The sequence below is a fragment of the Priestia sp. USM5 genome (genome assembly GCF_058323215.1).
This window is the reverse complement of record NZ_JBSGKN010000001.1, coordinates 1,306,128-1,323,931: the sequence shown is the minus strand read 5'-3', so window position 1 is coordinate 1,323,931 and position 17,804 is coordinate 1,306,128. Positions and strand designations below refer to the sequence as shown.

Here is a 17,804-nt window from a genome sequence, read left to right as displayed (position 1 = left end):
GGGCAGCTAATTGGATTAGCTGCCCGCTTTTTATTTCTTTATAAAATAAAAAACAAACGGTAAATTAGGCTTTAGATGAAAGCTCTTCCCGGTACTTTTGCTCTAATTTATCATAGTAGTCAATTTTCGTTTCCACTTTTCTAAAAGCTGCGTCCAGCTCTCTTTGTTTTTCCATCATTTTCTCTCTATGCTTTTCAAATATCTGCTTGCGCAAACCGATTGTATCATCACCTTCTTGTGTTAATTCAACAATTTTACGTAACTCTAAAAGAGAGATGTCTGTTTTTCGTAAGCAAATAATAAATTCCAGCCACTCGATATCCGACTCGCTAAAAATACGATTTCCGTTTTCGTCTCTTTTTATAAAAGGCAAAAGCCCTTGCTGCTCGTAGTATCGAAGCGTATGCGTAGGCAGCCCTACCTTTGCAGCGGCCTCTTTAATATGATATTCCATTCCACTATACCCTCCATCGCCATTCTTAGTACGGCGTTTGCTTTATGTATCTAAGCTTCCCTTTTCACGGGCGCTTTTAACTCATCTTCTAGGTTTCTACTATACGATATATATAATCAAATCCGCTATTTTCTTTGCTATGAGATAACTGTATAAATAGTATCATAAAAGCGTTAAGGCAACTTATAAAGAGCTGCCGTGAAGTCAGCAGCTCTTTTCATTTATATATAAAATACGATTAATCTGCGGCCATCACTTTACTTAGTTCATTTAATAAATAATCAAGGGTTTGACTGATTCGAACTGTATTACGACTTGTAAGACCTTCTGTAAGTCCCAACATAACCATGTGCTCTCTTGCTGTTTCGATTTCTGTCATTAAGACTTGCATGACAACTCCTTTATACCACTTCACAGCTCATCACCCCTTTTTACTATACATATATCTCATATGCGGCAATCTTAAACCTATCATACAGGTTTTTGGGGATGAATAGCGAGTTTTAGACCTTCAACAGCTATATTTTTTATGAAGTAAATATACTAATATACTTATTGAAATAGAAAGTATCACTCCACTTACTACTAGAAGTGAAGAAAAGGCCCCCTAAATGGAGGTCTTTTCTTATTTCTTATAAAGCAGTCTAATACAAAGCCTTAGCCTTTAAAATATTCTCGGTAATACGAACCTTTCTCACACTCTATCTCATAGCGCAGCCTCGTTTGCTTCCTGTAAAGCTCTTCGGACAGCTCATTAAATTCACCTTCTGTGATAGATCCATGAATTAAATTGTTGAATAAATTATTAAGATGTTCAGTTAATTCTTGAAGTTTTTTTTCTTTCAATGAACGTCACCCTTTAAAATAATTTTCATCTTCTAAAATTATATCAAATAAAACGTTTTCATACGATATATTTTTTACTGAATTATCGTATTAAAGTGATGAAAGTATTTTTTAACCACCGAAAAACAATCAAAGAGCTCAGAGAAATCATTAATTACATGATTTGGGCAAAAAATAAGTGGATAAAGACCGCGGACAAAAAGGCAAATGGTATCAACCGTTTTGACAAAAGCATAGGATGAAAAGAAAAATGAAACGAGAAAAGGAGAATGAGTATGCACTATGCACCTTATTATCATCAGTGGCAGACCCCAGTGTACTATGGCTGGCAGCCATATAGTTATTATGTGCCGAATCACTATCACACCAGCGAACAGTTTCAACAAAGAAACGGTAAATTAAAGGACTACGGACCAAGGCCATTTGTTATTAACATTAATGAAGCGTCAAAGCAAAACAATACGTACCGCACTGCTTTATGGACGGGAACACATTTACAAGTGACGCTAATGAGTCTCAAGCCCGGTGAAGATATCGGCTTAGAAATCCACCCTAACGTTGATCAATTCCTGCGCATTGAACAAGGGCAAGGCGTTGTTCAAATGGGCAAAAGTAAAAACAACCTAACCTTTAAACGAAAAGTCTACGATGATGATGCGATATTTATCCCTGCCGGAACGTGGCATGATCTCACTAATACGGGTACCACTCCGCTAAAGCTTTACTCCATCTACGCTCCTCCAAACCATCCGTTTGGCACAGTTCATGTGACAAAAGCAAATGCCTTAGCTGAAGAACATTAACTAACATAAGCTCGCTAGAAAATCGGTGTACTACCTTTTCTAGCGAGCTTTTTTTAACTTGCTATACATAAAGGATTTTATAGCCAAAGAAAGAATTATAGAATAAACGAACCTTTTTAAACAGCTTAAAATAACTGAAAGGCAAACGGGCGATGAAATTATTTTATAAAATTCCTAAATCAAACGTAAATCCTTCCCTTAAACTAGCAAGAAAAGTTCTATATATATCGGTAGAAGCAGTCATTATGACCATGCTTGTGATTAAATCTTTTACTGTGGCCTATGAAAACGACATAAATTTAATTCTCAGGCAGCTAAATGAACTAAAAGCTTCGATTGGCGGATTTGGCATAAACGAAGCTCTATTTTGGTTTATGATAAAATGCAGTATTTGTACCATCGTTACATTTGATATTTGCTTATATTTTCAAAAAAAGCTAAAAAGAAACCAAAAAGATTTATGATGTATACGCTAAAGCTTTTACATCGGACCGCTGTTAATTTCCGTACAAGTTGGATTCACAATCAAGAATCAAACTCGTTCGGATCTTCCTTTAGCAAAAATACTTTTGCCCCAGCTCCATTTTTAATAGAAAAATAATAAAAGTAGAGGCATATCACGCCTCTACTTTCTGTTTAAAAATCTACATCGATATCTTCTTGAATGGTTCCGGTCACTTTTTCACTTTTAATTAATTGACCTTCTTTAAACGTTTCTTCCTCATCTGTAACGGGCTTCAGCTGCTTATAAGAAGGAACTGACGCAGAGCCAAGCTCTTTTTTAAGCAAGTGAATTTCTCCTAACAGCTCGCTTCTCAATGAATGAACTAACGATTGAAAATCTTCTTCGCGGCTGTCTTTCTGCCCGTTTTGTTCCACAAGCTTCGCTACATAATCCTGAAGTTCATTTGCCTGCGAGGACTCATATTCCTCACGATTTGCAGCAAAACGTGAATTCATTTCTTGTTTTAGCAAGTCAATTTCGCCCAACAGCTCTTTTCGAAGTGAATGAATGAGCGACTCGACTTCATCTTTTTTATTCGTTTTTTGCAAGTCTTGCTGTATGAGTCTCACTATATAGTCCTGCAGCTCGTTTGCCTGCTGTTTTTCTTTTAGAAATGAAGACACTTCTGACGGAATGTCAGCAGTTTCAATTGTAAAACTTGCATGTTCATCTCTATTACTTACGGTCTTTCCCCTTGCTCCCATCATATCTGCTGATAGATTCCCAGCTGTTAGAAACGCATTTGATAATAAGTAAAATGGTGCAGCCACCTGGGAGCTTAGCTGACCGTACCAATCGTCTAGTGCTTCCTTAAGGCGAGTGTGTTGATGACTCATGTATGGCTCCCCCTTTTTAAGCGTGAACCGCTGCGTTTGTTTCATGTCTGCTTAAAATTTCAAGACCGTATAAATTTAACTTTCGTGTCTCCGGCAAGAAAAGATGGTTTTCTTCTCTGATTTCTTCCCCATACATGTTATCAATCTGCTCTGCAATAAACTGTTGAAGGATAGGAGCCAGTCCTCCAATATAAATATATTTATAGACTTTATCTTTTGGCGATGGAAATAGATTTTCAACTTTTGTTAATAAAATTTGCGTGTATTCTCTAAGCGAAGCGTGAATAGGCTCCGTGAGATCGACTTTTTTCCCGCTGTTGCCGTCTCTTTGCTCCATTTTTGCTTTATGGATATTGGCAATAATAAATTCTTCTAATGAACGAACATCATCAAAATACTCAAGCAGCTTTTCATTTCTTAGCTTTTCAATATGCTTCAAATATGAAATATCCGTAAGACACTTCAACGAATTTCTGCTTTTAGGAGCTTGAAGGCCTGCAGGAAGCAGTGCCAGGTCAACCGTACCTCCGCCCAAATCTACAATTAGTGTTTCAAAATGTTTGAATGCATTTGCTTCTTCTCTATCTTGTAATTCAAAATCTTTTTTGATCGCCCAGCGAGCCACTTCGCTTTCAATACGGCATTTGCTCGTTTCAATGTTCACAGTGACCGTTTTTTCTAACCCAGGAGTCAATACCGTTACTGTATGCTCTCCTTGAAAACGTTCGGCCATCTTCTGCTGCATTTCACTGAATTTATTTGTTTTCTTAAGCAGCCAAATCGGAAGCATAGTCGAGAAAAAATTAATCATCACATGATTATCCTCTTTGTCTTTTCCTTTAAGTATGTTGTAATAAGCAACTGAAGCTAAAAACATCACATAAGGAATATCAGATTCAGTTTTATTATGTAACTTATTAATATGGATATTGCCTAGCACGTGTTTCTCTGCGGCGTCTCCTACTAAATAATACTTTTCAACCCCTTCAATTGTGGTAGAAATCAGTAAATTTTGAAGAAGTAATTCCGGTTCATTTACACTTGAAGGAAAATGCCCCTCTGCCTGATCTTTTGTGATTTCTACTACGTTTGTAGGAATTTCATAGTAATAACCATCCACTAGCGTTTGAAAAATTGAGTTACCAAAATCAACGTTTTGACGTTTGATATCCATCCTTGTTTCTCCCCTTTATCTTTTCGTGACAACACTAATAAGTATATATTTTCCTCATTTGTTTGTCTAAGTATTTAAATAATTTATGTTATTCGAAATTGACAATTAATTAATTTTAAACGGCTAATGTAATTGAAAAGCGCTTGAAATGCTTCTTTTTACCAGTACCCCTTTTTACAAAGAATGTAACATGTGACGCCGTGACTTCCTCTTAAATTTTTCGTAATATAAGCCTTTCTTTTATTTTTTAGAGACAAGAGAAAACGAAGAGATGGAAACATAACTGAATCAACCCAATCGAAAGACGAACAAATGAGATAAATGAGTTGGACTGCTTTTTACACCGCTGATGATTTCCGTGCAGGACTTCGCTTTCCGCGGGCGGCCGGTGAGCCTCCTCGTCGCTTATGCTCCTGCGGGGTCTCACCTGTTCCGCTTTTCCCGCAGGAGTCTTCGTCTTGCTCTCCAATCACCAGCTAGAAGCAGTTACATACATGAAACCTACGTTCACCATAACAACAACCATAACAACAAAAAAACCCGAACCATCAATTAAATTAATGGTTCGGGTTTGACTTCAACTAACATACTTTGTCTAAGCCTCTTACTTTTTTTATTTATTGAAAAAGCCATTTGTTTGGTTTTCTTTGCGGATTTTCTGGCAGTTTACTGAAGCCTATTTCTTCAAGACCTTTTTCCAACGTCGCTCTTGTTTTGATTGTTCCAAAATCGACGCCTAAATCAACAACGGTTTGCGCAATTTCCGGACGTATTCCGGTAATCATCGTTTTAGTGCCGATAAGCTGTAAAGCTTTTACAATTTGAAAAATATTGTCCGCTACCATCGTATCGACGATCAGAACACCTGAAATATCAAATATTAAATAACTCAGCTGCAGCTGAGCACTTTTTTCTAAGGCTGTTTCCATAATAAGCTGCGAACGATGCGTATCAATTTGTCCAACGATTGGCATCACAGCGATTCCTTCAGAAAGAGGAACGATGGGAACTGATAATTCTTCTAGCGCTGCATAAGCGCGTTTTATGGTTTCGGTATTATGTTCTTCGTAAATTTCGACAAATATATGATTAAGCTGATCAAGCATCGGATCAATTTTTTTACTTACATCAAGCATCGTAATAGGAGCAAACTGCTTCTGCTGCAGCTCTTCTGTAAAAACACCCCATATCACTGTTCGAAACAGCGCGAGTGATTTTAACGTTTGACTCAACGAAAGTCCGTTTTCCACAGCCACTTTTCCTATATCTGTACCCCACTGAATGATTTTCTTTAAAACGACCGAGTGCTCTTCGAATAACGACTCGCCTAAATACTCAATGAGTTCTGCTCTCCATTTTAAAACTTCGCTTTCTTCATGGTAAACAAGCTTCCGCTTATATTCAGAGTCCATCAGATCAGAAAATTGTATCGCTAATTCCTGTTTATTATCGATAATTTTCTTCCCAATATATAACAACTCATCCCTCATTTTTTTCTTTATCTCCTTTAGTTAGCAGAATTAACGATTACATTTTATAACAATAGTTATGTCACAGACAATATAAAAATATAACCGAAATGAAAAAATTGTTAAGCCCTCCCTATTTGCTCTTCCCTACTCTTCTAATCGGTATAACGACCATAAAAATGATTGAGATTTCAGCGTTTGGGTAAAAACCTATTAAGAAATTATTTCTATACTTATAAGGGGGATTTATCAATGAGCAAACATAAAGGAACCGTTAAATCGTTCAACGAATCAAAAAGATCTGGATTTATCACAACCGAGGACGGATCAAAAGAAGTGTTCGTTCACTCCAATGCGATCGACCGTGAGGAATATAAAAACCTGTCAGAAGGACAAAAAGTAGAGTTTGAAATCCAAGAAGGAGCTAAAGGACCCAGCGCTATAAAAGTACATCCAGTTGACTGATAAAGTGACAATTACATACAGGTTATGGGTAGACTGTCCAATGGAATACTCTTCGAATACAAAAACACCTCTTCGACTTTTGTGCGAAAGAGGTGTTTTTTATGTTGTTTACATAAATTTATATAAGCGGTATCTACCTCACTCACGCTTGCTTCGCTAACTTTTCCGTTACGCTGCCAAGCTCTTCAACTAACTCACTTAAAAATTCCGCCGTTTGGTCGATAGTCTGCAGTGATTGCAGCTGACGCACGGAAGCGGAAGAAATACTGCTGCTGCTTGCGGCTGATTGGTTCGCAAAAGAGGTCATCTCGCTGACGGCATGGAGCACCTGCGTAGATCCCGCTGCTATTTGCTGTGCGGAAGCAGCCGTTTGCTGAATTTGTTCATGAACATACGTAGATGCGTCGGCGATTCGATTAAAAACATTTTCCGCTTCGTTGGCTAGTAAAATACCGTTTTTTACATCAGCAGTTCCTGATTGAATAAATGCTACGGCTTGAGACGTTTCTTGCTGAATATGCTGAATGAGTCTTGCTACTTGTTCGGCTGACTGATTGGATTGTTCTGCAAGTTTGCGAACTTCCGCTGCTACGACCGCAAAACCTTTACCATTTTCGCCTGCGCGCGCTGCTTCAATTGCAGCATTTAGCGCCAGTAGATTTGTTTGTGCAGCAATGCCTGAAATCACACTCATAATATCGTTGATTTCTGCAGAACGTTCTTTTAACTGATGAATAACGCTAGCTGCATGCTGAACAGAAGAATCGATTGTATGAATTTGTTGAATGGCTTCTTGAATTTTTTCTTTTCCCTGCACGGCTTCATTTGCTGTTTGATCAGAAGCTTCGCTGACTGCCGCTGAAGCCTCGGCTATTTTGGTTACGCCTTGCGTCATCTCTTCTAGAAACTCACTGCTTTTTTGAGCCATTATTACCTGCTGGTCCGCTCCTGCGGCTAGTTCTTGCATTGAAGCCGTCGTATGATGACTCGCTGCTTGCGATTCTTCTAAGCTTTCCTTTAAGTCAGCAACCGTTTGTCTTACCTGACCATTCGTTTCATGCAGCTTTTTCATCATGTCATAAATAATATGCTGCTTTTGTTTATTTTGCTGCTGAAGCTGTTCTGTGTATTTTTTCTTTGAAGTAATTTGCCAAGCGGTTGCCCCTGATGTAAAAATCAGATAAGCGGCGTGAAGGCAAAGCATCGAAAAGGAATAAGAAGACGTTCCGAAAATAATCGGTGTAAAAAATGGCACGAAAAATCCCACTAGATGCTCGACGACAAAAATACCCGTCATTAACAATAATAGCTTTACATTTTCATAGTAGGAAAGAATGGCTATCACCATAAAAATTGAAAAGTGATACTCAACCATTCCTCCTCCGCCTATAACCGTGCTGATGCTTGAAAACGTGAGCGTTAGCGTCACAAACGCAGGTACTAGCTCATGCTTTTTAACATACAGTACAAGCAGCACACCAAGAAAAACAATAGGAAGCATCAAAAAGATCAATGACACTTCGCCTGGCGCTGAATTATGTTCCATCGACATGCCGGACATCTCCATCGGCCAAATACGATGAATGATATGTATGAGCAGAGAAAGTATCACTGCTCCGCTTGATAAAACAACCATTAACTTATGTTTATTCATATTTATCCCTTTCTATATTAGACAGTACTTTCTTTATCTATAGAATCGGCTACAGATTGGTTTTTTTTATAGAAATTTACGTTATTTTTCCCCTGTCGTTTTCCTTCGTACAGCGCTTGATCCGCCTGTTTTAACAGCTCTTGAAACGATTCTCCGTTTTCTGGATAATAAGCGGCTCCAATGGTCGATGTAGCTGTAAAGATGCAGGATTCAATACTCCATTCTTTTTGAAGCTCTCGGTGAATTCGTTCCATGATCTGCTGGATTTCCTCGCTCCTTTCAATGTGCCGAAGCAAAATAACAAATTCATCCCCTCCGAGGCGATACACTTCGTCACATGTGCGAATGCAAGACGTTAAGCGATGTGCGTACTGGATTAAAAATGCATCGCCAATATCATGACCAAATTGATCGTTCACTTCTTTAAAATTATCACAGTCTAAAAACAGCAGGCCAAATCTTTCCTTTTGCTCGATCGCAGCCTGCACTTGTTTTTGCAGCATCATTCGATTCGGCACCCCCGTCAAACTGTCATGAAACGCCTTAAACTTCAGCTGATTTTCTAGTTTTTTTTGCGCAGTAATATCAGTTTGAATCAGCACGTAGCTTGAGATTCGGTGATGAATATCGGTCAGCGGAACAATGGTCTTATGGCTCCACACGATGACGCCTTCTTTTGTTATGCTTTTGACTTGCCCTCTCCAAACCTTTCCTTGGCCAATACTTTCAAGAACCCGAAGATCATAGCTTACATCAAATAACTTGTATGATTGTCCGATTAGCTCTTCTTTTTCATAGCCAAATATCGTACAGAACATATCGTTGACATACCTAATCGTTCCATATGGATCCAGGACGCTTACGATTGCGGACTCATCAAGGGCATACTTCATGTTTGCTAAATCTTTCACCGTGTTTTCCAGCTTTATTTCAGCTGTCTTTTCCTTTGTAACGTCCTGAGCAATCAAGTAAATACCCATCCATTCATTTTCCACAATTATGGGCACGTTTGTAACATATAAATAAATCATTCCTTTTTCTTTGTGCCACGCTTGGATTTCTTCGCTGTAGCTTTGGTCGTATATGATGTGATGCAGAGGCAAAGCATGAACATCAATCTTCAGCTCTTCTAGAAGCTGCATGTAAGAACTATTGATGATCTCTTGCGTATCGTAGCCGAACATTTGCTCACAGGCAGGATTTGCTTGAACAATTTTACCGCTTAGATCCATCATACATATGGCGTTTTCATGGTTCATAAAAAGCGACTTATACCGCTCCATACTTTGGGCTAAATCTTTTTTTAACTTTTGGATATTTTTACTCATCACTAATAGGTGCGTACTATTGTCGGTATCATTAAAAATGGGGGTAAGCGTTGTTTCAAACGCTTCAGCTTCATCTGAGAAGGTATTTATGTCATGGTAGGTAACTGGCTTTTTTGTTTCCACCGCTTTTATATAGTAAGGGTAAAGAGAGTGATACGCCCGCTCAGAGAGTACGCTTTCTAGCCGCATGCCCACTTCTCCTTGGTACCGTACAAGCTTAGCAGCCGCTTTATTCATTTTTTTATAATAAAGATGTTGGTTCTTTACTTCCGCCAAAAAAACCAGCTCATTCATTTGATCAAAATAAAATTCAAACATATGATCTTTCAACATGATAGGATGCATCTCCTTCGTTTTTTCACAGATGAACGCCCCCTGTACTTTACACTTCTGTATGAAATACACACTAGATCTTTTCACACACAAACTCAACTTTAAATGTACAAACAGTAGTTCTTTTGTATCATTACCTACCCTCCTTCACAAGAAGGGTAAACATGATGAACAAAAATAAAAGAAATTGAGGCATAACAAACCACTAGAAGCACCTACATACATGAAAGCTATCTTTACCACAACAATAAAAAGATCCGAACGCGTTTGATTCTAAATCAAACGCGTTCGGATCTTCCGTCAACTAAGCTACTTTTATTCCAGCCTCTTTTTTAAACCTATTTAATTCCGTAATATTCTTCAAGAGTAATGCCTTTACTCTTAATCGCCTGCGCCACTGGTTTGCCTACATAGCGCAAATGCCACGGCTCATATTTATAGCCCGTTACCGCGTCTTTCCCTTTTGGATAGCGAATAATAAATCCGTATTCTGCTGCGTGGGCATCGAGCCAACCTGCTTCTTTTGTTCCGCCAAAGCAGTCTTGAGCAGCACATGTGCCGTCTCCTTTTGTTACATCAATTCCAAGACCTGTTTCATGTTCACTCGTGCCTGGCAGTGCGCTATAAGTTGCCGCTTTATCATAACCGTCTCGTTGAACATACGAACTAAAAAGCGCGCTTTGCGTTGCATGTGAACGGTAAGCTGATACGCCAAGAAGCGTAACGCCTTGTTTTTTCGCACCCGCAAATAACTGTGCAATAGCAGCGGCTGCTTCACTGCGCATTTTTTTCTTTTCCGTTTGTTCTTTGAATGTAAACGGAATCGTTGTATATACTAAATCTTTCGGAACGTAGTTTTCCGGAAGCTTGTTTTGTTTATTCACAACAACTTGTATACTTTCAGGGTTCGAAACCACTTTCATCCCAGCTAATGCTCGTACGTATTGACCGCTTACATAGCCAACCTTCCCTTGATACGTAATTTTTAGCCAGCCGTTTGCTGCTTTAGCCGTTACGTCGAGCTGTGTGCCGGCTTTCAGTGTTGCCATAACCGCACCAGAAGTTGAAGCAGCTGTTCGAACATTTAAATTCGCCGTTGCCACATAGACAGAAGCCTCCGGAGCTGGAGCTGGAGCTGGTTCAGAAGAACCCGTTGATTCTTTTACGTACTGCGTGCTCACGTAACCCGTTTTGCCTTGATAGCTTACTTTTAGCCAGCCGTTCGCTGCTTGTGCTGTCGACGTTAGCTGCGTGCCTTGTTTGACCATTACAACAATCGTGCTTGACGTCGATGGAGCGCTTCGAATATTTAAATTTGCCGTTGTTACATAAGTTTTAGTCGTTGAACTCCCTGACTTTTTAACATACTCACTGCTTACGTAGCCCGTTTTGCCTTGATAGCTTACTTTCAGCCAGCCGCTTGCTGCTTGTCCAACTACCGTTAGCTGTGTGCCTTGTTTAACTGTCGCAATAATCGCGTTGGAAGTCGATGGACCGCTTCGAATATTTAAATTCGCCGTGGTTGTATAGGTTTCCGCTGCTGCGCTTGCGACAGTTGGCTCACCCGTAAAATGTAAGGAATGAAGACCTAGAGTTCCAGCTCCTACAAGTGTAAAAGCAAGACCTGTTACCGCTAATTTTTTGTAAAATCTTTGTTTGTTCACTTCTGTCATTTTTTATACCTCATTTGCAAAATATAATAGAAATACATGTTGCCAGTTTAATAGATTAAGTGAAAACAGGATCCGATGTTTAAGCTCAATCTTAAACTAGCCACACTAAATAAAATCATTTGACGTCTAGAGGCTCTGTACATTTGTTCGTTCCAGCTAGCACGTACTTTTAGAATACCGGATAATCGTGTCAAAAGTATATCAAAATATTTCAAACTTGTTTCCAAACTGATACATTTTCAACAAAAATAGAATAATAGAGCAAAAACAGCAAAAAAACCCTTACGTTTACTACCAATGGCTTAGGGTAAAAAACAATTAAAAACAAAGATTGAGATGGTGATAAAATGAACCCGGCAACGGATTTTTCCTCAACTGCGTTTCGAAAACCTCACACATTAAAACAGCATATTTTTGATACGCTTCATTTCTACTACCCCGCTTGTATTGACCAAAAAAACGGCGGGTATATCCATGAATACTACGACGACGGCACCGTCAACAACACGCATTCAAAGCACTTAGTAAGTACGGCGCGCTTTATTTATATCTTCAGTGTAGGGGCTCTTTTAGACGGACCGGATTGGTGCAAAGAAGCAGCTCAGCACGGCATTCGTTTTCTACAAAACAACCATTATGATAGAGAGAACGGCGGGTATTTTTTTGAAATAGCCGATGACGGAGAAGTCAAAGATGATTCTAAACAAGCATATGGCCACGCTTTTGCTCTTTTAGCTTCTTCCATCGCGTACCAAGCCGGCATTTTAGAAGCAAAAGAAACAATTGAACAGGTCTATGACGTGATGGAAAAGTACTTTTGGGAAGATGCGCACGGCTTTTACCGAGACGAATGGGACGCATCGTGGTCAGCTTCTTCTTTATATCGCGGCCAAAATGCAAACATGCATATGTGTGAAGCGATGCTTTCTGCCTTTGAAGCAACAAGAGATAAAAAATACGTAGACCGGGCATACGCGCTTGCAAAAGGCGTTACTCAGCAGCTTGCTGAACGATCTGGCGGCATGATTTGGGAGCATTATAATACAGACTGGCAGCCGGATTGGGACTACAATAAAAACAATACAAAAGATGAATTTCGTCCGTACGGCTTTATACCAGGACATCAGTTTGAATGGAGCAAGCTGCTTTTATGGCTTGATCGGCACCGTTCGGAAAACTGGATGACAGAACGTGCAAAGTATTTGTTTGATAAGGGATGGAACAGAGGCTGGGATGCTAAGTACGGAGGTCTTTACTTTGCGCTGTCTCCTCAAGAAGAGGTCATTGACCCCGATAAAAACTACTGGGTGATGGCCGAAGCCATTTCTGCGGCTTCACTGCTCGGGGTAAAAACCGGAGACAGCGGATATTGGAAAGCATACGACGCCCTGTTCTCTTACTGTCAGAAACACTTTATCGATCACACATATGGAGGCTGGTATCAGCTGTTAAATCAACAAAACGAACGCTATAACTCGAAAAAAAGCCCGGCTCCTAAAGCCGATTATCACCCTGTGGCTGCTTGCTATCAAACGCTGATAGCACTGAATTCTCTCTAAGATTATAATCATAAAGAAACCGTTTTCTTCCAGATGCGTTTATTTTGTTTATTTAAGGGAATTTACTTACTAACAATCAATGTTTCTACATTTCAGCAAAAGCACGACTATATATATGTAAGGAGTGAGGGCGATGTATTTTTACGCGTTAGCACAAGGAACAGATTCTGGAGATCCAGTAACACTGCATCATGAGAAAAAATTTTCAAAAAAAGAATTTTTAGAGATGTTTAATGAAGCGTTAGATGAGCTTGATACGCATCCAGCTCCAAGCGAGGTCGGCGAATACCTTTGCCGTGCATACGGATTTCAAGAAATTGAAATCGAGACGGGTGTTGTCTGCTACTGCGCTCCTTTTAGAAAGCTAGACGACTCGGATATTATAGAAGACCGCACGTACATGGACGCCACGACAGGAACATTAAAATACAACTAATCAAAAAGAAAGGTTGGATGCGTGTGAAGACCGTACAGAACATTTATCGAACGAGTGAAGCTGTACCAGAATCGGGCGCTTACATTTGTGCGGAAGGTGAAATTAAACTCTTTCAAAAAGATGATCTTTTTACACCTTGCCCGCACACACGTGAATCAACGACGTGGAAGCCCGTAGATGACGCCTTTTCAACCGGAGAAGTGGTTCCGCAAACTGGGCGCTATACCGACGAAAATGGCAATCAAGTAAAGCTAAAAGAAAACGATTTATTCCCAAGATGCCTTCGTTCAGGTGAGCCTACGACGTGGAGGCGAGGATAACAAACAACAAAGAGGCTGAGATTTAGCCCAAGTGAAAAACGAACCACTCATTAATATATTTGATGAGTGGTTCGTTTTTTTGTGATGGTGAATATAGTTTGATCTGTTTTGTTCCTTCTAGCAGTCCAGCTCATGTATCTCATTTGTTCGTCTTTAGGTTGGATTCATTTAGTTATGTCTCAACCTCTTTTATTAAAGCTTATTTAAAAAATGAGTTCTTTTTTCTTCCTTTTAAGAGATCGCCCGTCCACCCTTTCATTCGTAAATAGAGATAAATGGCAATGGTCGAAAGCACAATTAAAATGAGTGCATAGATATAGCCAAACTTCAAATCAAGCTCCGGCATCCCTTTAAAGTTCATTCCCCAAAGGGCTCCAAAAGCCGTTAAAGGCGTACTGATGGCTGTCAGCAGCGTTAAAGCTTTCATAATCTCATTTCCTCTGTGAGTAGACACAACTTCTTCTAATTTAATTAACGCGTCAAATTCTTTTTGATATTGTTCAATTAGCGTGAGGCCAATTTCTATTTTTTTACACATCCGCTGATATTGAATCGTTTGGTTAATTTTTTTATGAAACGCTTCTTCGATTCCCATGGTAACTTCTCGAACAGAACTGATTAAATTTGTCCATATAAGCAGGTCATAGCGCGCTTTATGAATGTCATCTAACACGTCGATGTTATTATTATGGCGCACTTCCCACAGAAGCTCTCTGAAATGACTTTCAAACTGATCAAACCCATTTAAGTGCTTTTTCATAATTTCACCTAAAAGAATAAAAAAACTTTCCGCCGTATTAGCAGACTGCTTCATGCGTTCAATCATTCGTTCATGGTTGGTTTGTTCGAGGATTTTCAAATCCAGTCCCGCGGTTATAATAAACTCCTCGGTAATATAAAAATGAAACGAATCGTAATCCCTTTGATCAAATGACTTCTTATGATAAATGAGTGAACCATAAATGAGCTCACTTTCTCCTATTACATCTACTTGAATATGATTAGAGTTTTTCTTTTGAAGCTGATGGCAAAACCATTCATCTCTTGGATACTGATAGTCTTTGATTATATCAGCTATTCCATCGGCTTCTTCTAAATCAAACTGATACCATTTCCACTGATCGCTCGTCACGGTATTCATACTTTCCCTCTTTCCCCTTTTATTAAAATTTTTCCCTATATACAATCACTTAAAACCTCACACGCAAAATAAACATACATTTCATATCCATCTTTATAAAAAAGATGCTATAATAAATACGTTGCGCACCTGCGCATGTTTTATCAGTTTGAGAGGAGAATAACAGTGAAGAAAGATATCGCTTTACGTTCTTATCTGCTAGAAAGCGCACCAACTATGACGGAAGAATGGTATGAATCTTTGGATAAAACATCTTCTGAAGGCGTATATACCTCTAATGACCCTGACGTCATTCAACGCTTAAAAGCGCAAAACTATGAATTTCATTTATATATTAGCAACGTCTTTATAGAAGATGAAAAAAGCTTTTTTGAATCTTTTAACACGTGGCTAAATAAAGTTGCCAAAGACCAACAGCATCTCAGAACCCCCATTCAAAGTATTATTAAAGAATTTATGAACGTCCGCAAACAATACTGCGAGTATATTCGCCGATTTGCAGAACTTCATGATGACATCACTCAGCAGCATATCGATATGTGGAATGAAAAAGTAGTACGGGTATTTGATATTATTATTTTGAAATTCATCACAGAAGCGCAGGAATATGCCTCAAACCGCCTTCGCTCTCAGCAGGAAATGATTCATGAATTAAGTTCACCTGTTATTGTGATTAAAAAAGACGTGGCTCTTTTACCATTAGTCGGCGATATTGATACGGCAAGAGCCAAAATGATCCTAGAAAGCACGTTAAAACAGTGTGCCGAGAAGCAAATCTCTCATTTGTATATTGATTTGTCAGGCGTGGTGATGATTGATACAATGGTCGCGCACGAGCTGTTTCAGCTGATAAATGCGCTTGATTTAATTGGCGTTAAATCGATTTTATCGGGCATTCGTCCTGAATTAGCTACTACTGCGATGCAGCTTGGTTTAAGTTTTGACCATATACGAATTAAATCGAATCTTGCTCAGGCATTAGAAGATGATTCAAAAATTGTCATTGCTTCTAATGCTCATTAATATAGAAACACAGATAAAAAAACAGCCCGAGAAGGCTGTTTTTTATTTTCGATGATGAATGTTTTCAGAACCCGATTCATCTTTTGTTTTCGTTTTATTTTTCTCTTCTTTTTGTTCAAGTCTTATATCTTCCATTGGCATAGGATCCACTGTTTCTTCTTCTTTAAAACGTTCAAACAACGTTTCGTCTTGATCTGTTACACGCTGCTCCGTTTCATCTCGTTTTTTTGGTGTATTTGAAATAGATCTTTTCTGGCGCTCTCCCATCGTTTTCTCCTCCTTTATAATAGGTGAAGCAATTATGTGTTCATGAAATCTCCGCCGTTGACATGAAGCGTTTGACCCGTCATATAAGATGAATCATTTGAAGCTAGCAGCACATAACAGCCCACGTGCTCCACAGGATGTCCAGGTCTGCCCATTGGTGTATCTGTACCGAATTCTCCTACTTTATCGCCTGAGAAAGTAGACGGAATAAGCGGTGTCCAGATTGGTCCCGGCGCTACGCCGTTCACGCGAATACCATCTTTGACAAGCGCTTGCGCCATACTGCGCGTAAAGCCGTTGATTGCACCTTTTGTCGCCGTATAATCGATCAGCTGAGGATTCCCGCGGTAAGGATTAATGGACGTTGTATTAATGATGGCACTGCCTTTTCCTAAATAATCAAGCGCTTTTTTCGTAAAATAAAAGTATGAATAAAAGTTCGTTTTGAACGTTCGTTCAAGCTGTTCACTCGTAATTTCTTTAATGCTTTCTTTTGGATGCTGCTCTCCTGCATTGTTCACAAGGATATCAAGCTTTCCAAGCTCACTCACCGTTTTTTCTACCGCTTCGTTACAGAATGATTCGTCTCCTACGTCTCCTGCAATCAGCAAGCATCTTACACCTTCTTCTTCAATGCGGGCTTTTGTTTCCTCGGCGTCGCTATGTTCGTTTAAGTAAACGATCGCTACGTCCGCTCCTTCTTTCGCATAAGCAATGGATACAGCTCGTCCAATTCCGCTGTCTCCTCCGGTAACCAGCGCTACTTTTCCTTTTAATTTTCCTGTACCAATGTAATTGTCATCCTCATAAATAGGGAGAGGATTCATCTCACTTTCGATACCCGGCTGGCGGTCTTGCGTTTGCTCGGGCTGGCCTTGTGTTTGTTGATCTTGTAAATTCATTTTAATCTCCTCCTATTTTTGATGGAACTTTTTAGTATAGTCTAGGTTTAGCCTTCTGTTTTGAAGTTCAAACATCTTTTTTTGAAAATTTATGATGTTTCTATTCTCTTTTACTATCTGAGAAAATTCATAGAAAACAAGTTTAAAGTTGGAAACAAAGGCTACATGATGAGTAGAAGATGTATTTCGGAAATATCTTTTATCAGGAGGTTTGGTTCGTGTATGAAACACATTCAAGTAGCAGAAAACCAAGAGGAGGCAGTCTGCGTCATCCGTTCTTTTTTAAAGAAAGGATTTACAAGCAAAGAGATTTATCTGCTGGCCTACGATAAAGAATGGGCTCAGCATTTAACGGAGGCAACACATACAAAAAAGTACAGAATGGCAGAGCAAGGTATTTTTGAAACGGCGGTCAATATGCTTCTTTCAAGAGAAGATGAGCTTCTTTCAAAGATGGCTTCACTCGGCTTATCTAACAGGGAGGCAAACCGGTATATAGAAGAGATGAGACAAGGTCATGTCGTGGTTGTTGGCGCACAGAGTCAATTCATTCCCTACTAAAACAGCTGAAACGTTTTCTATTAGCTTATAAGGGTATTTAGTAAAATAAACCATT

Annotated in this window: 21 protein-coding genes; 8 read left to right on the top strand and 13 right to left on the bottom strand. The window is 39.2% G+C overall.

The features are described 5' to 3' along the window. Nucleotides 1–64 precede the first annotated feature (64 nt). The 3 genes from ACWATA_RS07065 to ACWATA_RS07055 form a co-directional block, all read right to left on the bottom strand. On the bottom strand, nucleotides 65–454 hold the full coding sequence (locus ACWATA_RS07065) for a MerR family transcriptional regulator (RefSeq protein WP_028414679.1): 390 nt from the start codon (nucleotides 452–454) through the stop codon (nucleotides 65–67). Between the two features lie 238 nt (nucleotides 455–692). Next, nucleotides 693–869 (bottom strand): aspartyl-phosphate phosphatase Spo0E family protein, encoded by a 177-nt coding sequence (locus ACWATA_RS07060; protein WP_223260221.1) that lies wholly within the window; start codon nucleotides 867–869, stop codon nucleotides 693–695. Nucleotides 870–1,111: 242 nt separating this feature from the next. Continuing rightward, the gene (locus tag ACWATA_RS07055) at nucleotides 1,112–1,300 is read right to left on the bottom strand and encodes a hypothetical protein (protein WP_028414680.1); all 189 of its coding nucleotides are present in this window, start codon (nucleotides 1,298–1,300) and stop codon (nucleotides 1,112–1,114) included. Nucleotides 1,301–1,575: 275 nt separating this feature from the next. Here ACWATA_RS07055 and ACWATA_RS07050 point away from each other — a divergent pair, with 275 nt between their 5' ends. Then, the gene (locus tag ACWATA_RS07050) at nucleotides 1,576–2,103 is read left to right on the top strand and encodes a cupin domain-containing protein (RefSeq protein ID WP_049165744.1); all 528 of its coding nucleotides are present in this window, start codon (nucleotides 1,576–1,578) and stop codon (nucleotides 2,101–2,103) included. A 152-nt stretch (nucleotides 2,104–2,255) separates the two neighbouring features. Further along, nucleotides 2,256–2,567, top strand: a complete 312-nt coding sequence (locus ACWATA_RS07045) for a hypothetical protein (RefSeq protein WP_028414682.1) — start codon at nucleotides 2,256–2,258, stop codon at nucleotides 2,565–2,567. A 172-nt stretch (nucleotides 2,568–2,739) separates the two neighbouring features. Here the strand turns inward: ACWATA_RS07045 and ACWATA_RS07040 are convergent, their stop codons facing one another. The 4 genes from ACWATA_RS07040 to ACWATA_RS07025 form a co-directional block, all read right to left on the bottom strand. Then, nucleotides 2,740–3,444 carry a hypothetical protein gene (locus ACWATA_RS07040; protein ID WP_473049693.1) on the bottom strand — a complete coding sequence of 235 codons (705 nt, stop codon included), beginning with the start codon at nucleotides 3,442–3,444 and terminating at the stop codon, nucleotides 2,740–2,742. A 16-nt stretch (nucleotides 3,445–3,460) separates the two neighbouring features. Further along, nucleotides 3,461–4,618, bottom strand: a complete 1,158-nt coding sequence (locus tag ACWATA_RS07035; RefSeq protein WP_098113655.1) for a ParM/StbA family protein — start codon at nucleotides 4,616–4,618, stop codon at nucleotides 3,461–3,463. Between the two features lie 338 nt (nucleotides 4,619–4,956). Next, nucleotides 4,957–5,091 carry a hypothetical protein gene (locus ACWATA_RS07030; protein WP_255906673.1) on the bottom strand — a complete coding sequence of 45 codons (135 nt, stop codon included), beginning with the start codon at nucleotides 5,089–5,091 and terminating at the stop codon, nucleotides 4,957–4,959. 144 nt (nucleotides 5,092–5,235) lie between these two features. Next, nucleotides 5,236–6,108 (bottom strand): STAS domain-containing protein, encoded by an 873-nt coding sequence (locus ACWATA_RS07025; RefSeq protein WP_063247475.1) that lies wholly within the window; start codon nucleotides 6,106–6,108, stop codon nucleotides 5,236–5,238. Between the two features lie 231 nt (nucleotides 6,109–6,339). Here ACWATA_RS07025 and ACWATA_RS07020 point away from each other — a divergent pair, with 231 nt between their 5' ends. Then, on the top strand, nucleotides 6,340–6,552 hold the full coding sequence (locus ACWATA_RS07020) for a cold-shock protein (RefSeq protein ID WP_048019439.1): 213 nt from the start codon (nucleotides 6,340–6,342) through the stop codon (nucleotides 6,550–6,552). A gap of 142 nt (nucleotides 6,553–6,694) precedes the next feature. Here ACWATA_RS07020 and ACWATA_RS07015 read toward each other — a convergent pair whose 3' ends face one another. The 3 genes from ACWATA_RS07015 to ACWATA_RS07005 form a co-directional block, all read right to left on the bottom strand. Next, nucleotides 6,695–8,206, bottom strand: a complete 1,512-nt coding sequence (locus ACWATA_RS07015) for a methyl-accepting chemotaxis protein (RefSeq protein WP_053074044.1) — start codon at nucleotides 8,204–8,206, stop codon at nucleotides 6,695–6,697. A 17-nt stretch (nucleotides 8,207–8,223) separates the two neighbouring features. Next, nucleotides 8,224–9,867, bottom strand: coding sequence for a diguanylate cyclase domain-containing protein (locus tag ACWATA_RS07010; RefSeq protein ID WP_473049692.1), 1,644 nt, complete (start codon nucleotides 9,865–9,867; stop codon nucleotides 8,224–8,226). 338 nt (nucleotides 9,868–10,205) lie between these two features. After that, nucleotides 10,206–11,540, bottom strand: a complete 1,335-nt coding sequence (locus ACWATA_RS07005; protein WP_168761075.1) for an SH3 domain-containing protein — start codon at nucleotides 11,538–11,540, stop codon at nucleotides 10,206–10,208. 347 nt (nucleotides 11,541–11,887) lie between these two features. On the opposite strand from ACWATA_RS07005, the gene ACWATA_RS07000 reads away from it, so the two are divergent. From ACWATA_RS07000 to ACWATA_RS06990, 3 genes are all read left to right on the top strand, one after another. Beyond that, a complete protein-coding gene (locus ACWATA_RS07000) occupies nucleotides 11,888–13,099 on the top strand; it encodes an AGE family epimerase/isomerase (RefSeq protein ID WP_221832360.1) in 1,212 nt (403 codons plus the stop codon). A 133-nt stretch (nucleotides 13,100–13,232) separates the two neighbouring features. After that, on the top strand, nucleotides 13,233–13,535 hold the full coding sequence (locus tag ACWATA_RS06995; protein WP_048019436.1) for a hypothetical protein: 303 nt from the start codon (nucleotides 13,233–13,235) through the stop codon (nucleotides 13,533–13,535). Between the two features lie 17 nt (nucleotides 13,536–13,552). Continuing rightward, the gene (locus ACWATA_RS06990) at nucleotides 13,553–13,855 is read left to right on the top strand and encodes a hypothetical protein (RefSeq protein ID WP_205689803.1); all 303 of its coding nucleotides are present in this window, start codon (nucleotides 13,553–13,555) and stop codon (nucleotides 13,853–13,855) included. A 199-nt stretch (nucleotides 13,856–14,054) separates the two neighbouring features. Here ACWATA_RS06990 and ACWATA_RS06985 read toward each other — a convergent pair whose 3' ends face one another. Next, a complete protein-coding gene (locus ACWATA_RS06985) occupies nucleotides 14,055–14,996 on the bottom strand; it encodes a magnesium transporter CorA family protein (RefSeq protein WP_048019434.1) in 942 nt (313 codons plus the stop codon). 165 nt (nucleotides 14,997–15,161) lie between these two features. Between ACWATA_RS06985 and ACWATA_RS06980 the strand changes: the two genes are divergently transcribed. After that, nucleotides 15,162–16,019 (top strand): STAS domain-containing protein, encoded by an 858-nt coding sequence (locus tag ACWATA_RS06980; RefSeq protein ID WP_048019433.1) that lies wholly within the window; start codon nucleotides 15,162–15,164, stop codon nucleotides 16,017–16,019. A 42-nt stretch (nucleotides 16,020–16,061) separates the two neighbouring features. Here the strand turns inward: ACWATA_RS06980 and ACWATA_RS06975 are convergent, their stop codons facing one another. Further along, on the bottom strand, nucleotides 16,062–16,286 hold the full coding sequence (locus ACWATA_RS06975) for a YczO family protein (RefSeq protein WP_028414694.1): 225 nt from the start codon (nucleotides 16,284–16,286) through the stop codon (nucleotides 16,062–16,064). 32 nt (nucleotides 16,287–16,318) lie between these two features. Further along, on the bottom strand, nucleotides 16,319–17,188 hold the full coding sequence (locus ACWATA_RS06970; RefSeq protein WP_047750323.1) for an SDR family oxidoreductase: 870 nt from the start codon (nucleotides 17,186–17,188) through the stop codon (nucleotides 16,319–16,321). Nucleotides 17,189–17,410: 222 nt separating this feature from the next. Here ACWATA_RS06970 and ACWATA_RS06965 point away from each other — a divergent pair, with 222 nt between their 5' ends. Beyond that, complete coding sequence (locus tag ACWATA_RS06965) at nucleotides 17,411–17,749, top strand: YflT domain-containing protein (protein WP_063247478.1); 339 nt, start codon at nucleotides 17,411–17,413, stop codon at nucleotides 17,747–17,749. Nucleotides 17,750–17,804 lie beyond the last annotated feature (55 nt).

Coding starts and splice junctions, on each gene's coding strand:
- ACWATA_RS07065 (WP_028414679.1), bottom strand. CDS start 454: ATGGAATATCATATTAAAGAGGCCGCTGCAAAGGTAGGGCTGCCTACG.
- ACWATA_RS07050 (WP_049165744.1), top strand. CDS start 1,576: ATGCACTATGCACCTTATTATCATCAGTGGCAGACCCCAGTGTACTAT.
- ACWATA_RS07045 (WP_028414682.1), top strand. CDS start 2,256: ATGAAATTATTTTATAAAATTCCTAAATCAAACGTAAATCCTTCCCTT.
- ACWATA_RS07040 (WP_473049693.1), bottom strand. CDS start 3,444: ATGAGTCATCAACACACTCGCCTTAAGGAAGCACTAGACGATTGGTAC.
- ACWATA_RS07035 (WP_098113655.1), bottom strand. CDS start 4,618: ATGGATATCAAACGTCAAAACGTTGATTTTGGTAACTCAATTTTTCAA.
- ACWATA_RS07025 (WP_063247475.1), bottom strand. CDS start 6,108: ATGAGGGATGAGTTGTTATATATTGGGAAGAAAATTATCGATAATAAA.
- ACWATA_RS07020 (WP_048019439.1), top strand. CDS start 6,340: ATGAGCAAACATAAAGGAACCGTTAAATCGTTCAACGAATCAAAAAGA.
- ACWATA_RS07015 (WP_053074044.1), bottom strand. CDS start 8,206: ATGAATAAACATAAGTTAATGGTTGTTTTATCAAGCGGAGCAGTGATA.
- ACWATA_RS07010 (WP_473049692.1), bottom strand. CDS start 9,867: ATGTTGAAAGATCATATGTTTGAATTTTATTTTGATCAAATGAATGAG.
- ACWATA_RS07005 (WP_168761075.1), bottom strand. CDS start 11,540: ATGACAGAAGTGAACAAACAAAGATTTTACAAAAAATTAGCGGTAACA.
- ACWATA_RS07000 (WP_221832360.1), top strand. CDS start 11,888: ATGAACCCGGCAACGGATTTTTCCTCAACTGCGTTTCGAAAACCTCAC.
- ACWATA_RS06995 (WP_048019436.1), top strand. CDS start 13,233: ATGTATTTTTACGCGTTAGCACAAGGAACAGATTCTGGAGATCCAGTA.
- ACWATA_RS06990 (WP_205689803.1), top strand. CDS start 13,553: ATGCGTGTGAAGACCGTACAGAACATTTATCGAACGAGTGAAGCTGTA.
- ACWATA_RS06985 (WP_048019434.1), bottom strand. CDS start 14,996: ATGAATACCGTGACGAGCGATCAGTGGAAATGGTATCAGTTTGATTTA.
- ACWATA_RS06975 (WP_028414694.1), bottom strand. CDS start 16,286: ATGGGAGAGCGCCAGAAAAGATCTATTTCAAATACACCAAAAAAACGA.
- ACWATA_RS06970 (WP_047750323.1), bottom strand. CDS start 17,188: ATGAATTTACAAGATCAACAAACACAAGGCCAGCCCGAGCAAACGCAA.
- ACWATA_RS06965 (WP_063247478.1), top strand. CDS start 17,411: ATGAAACACATTCAAGTAGCAGAAAACCAAGAGGAGGCAGTCTGCGTC.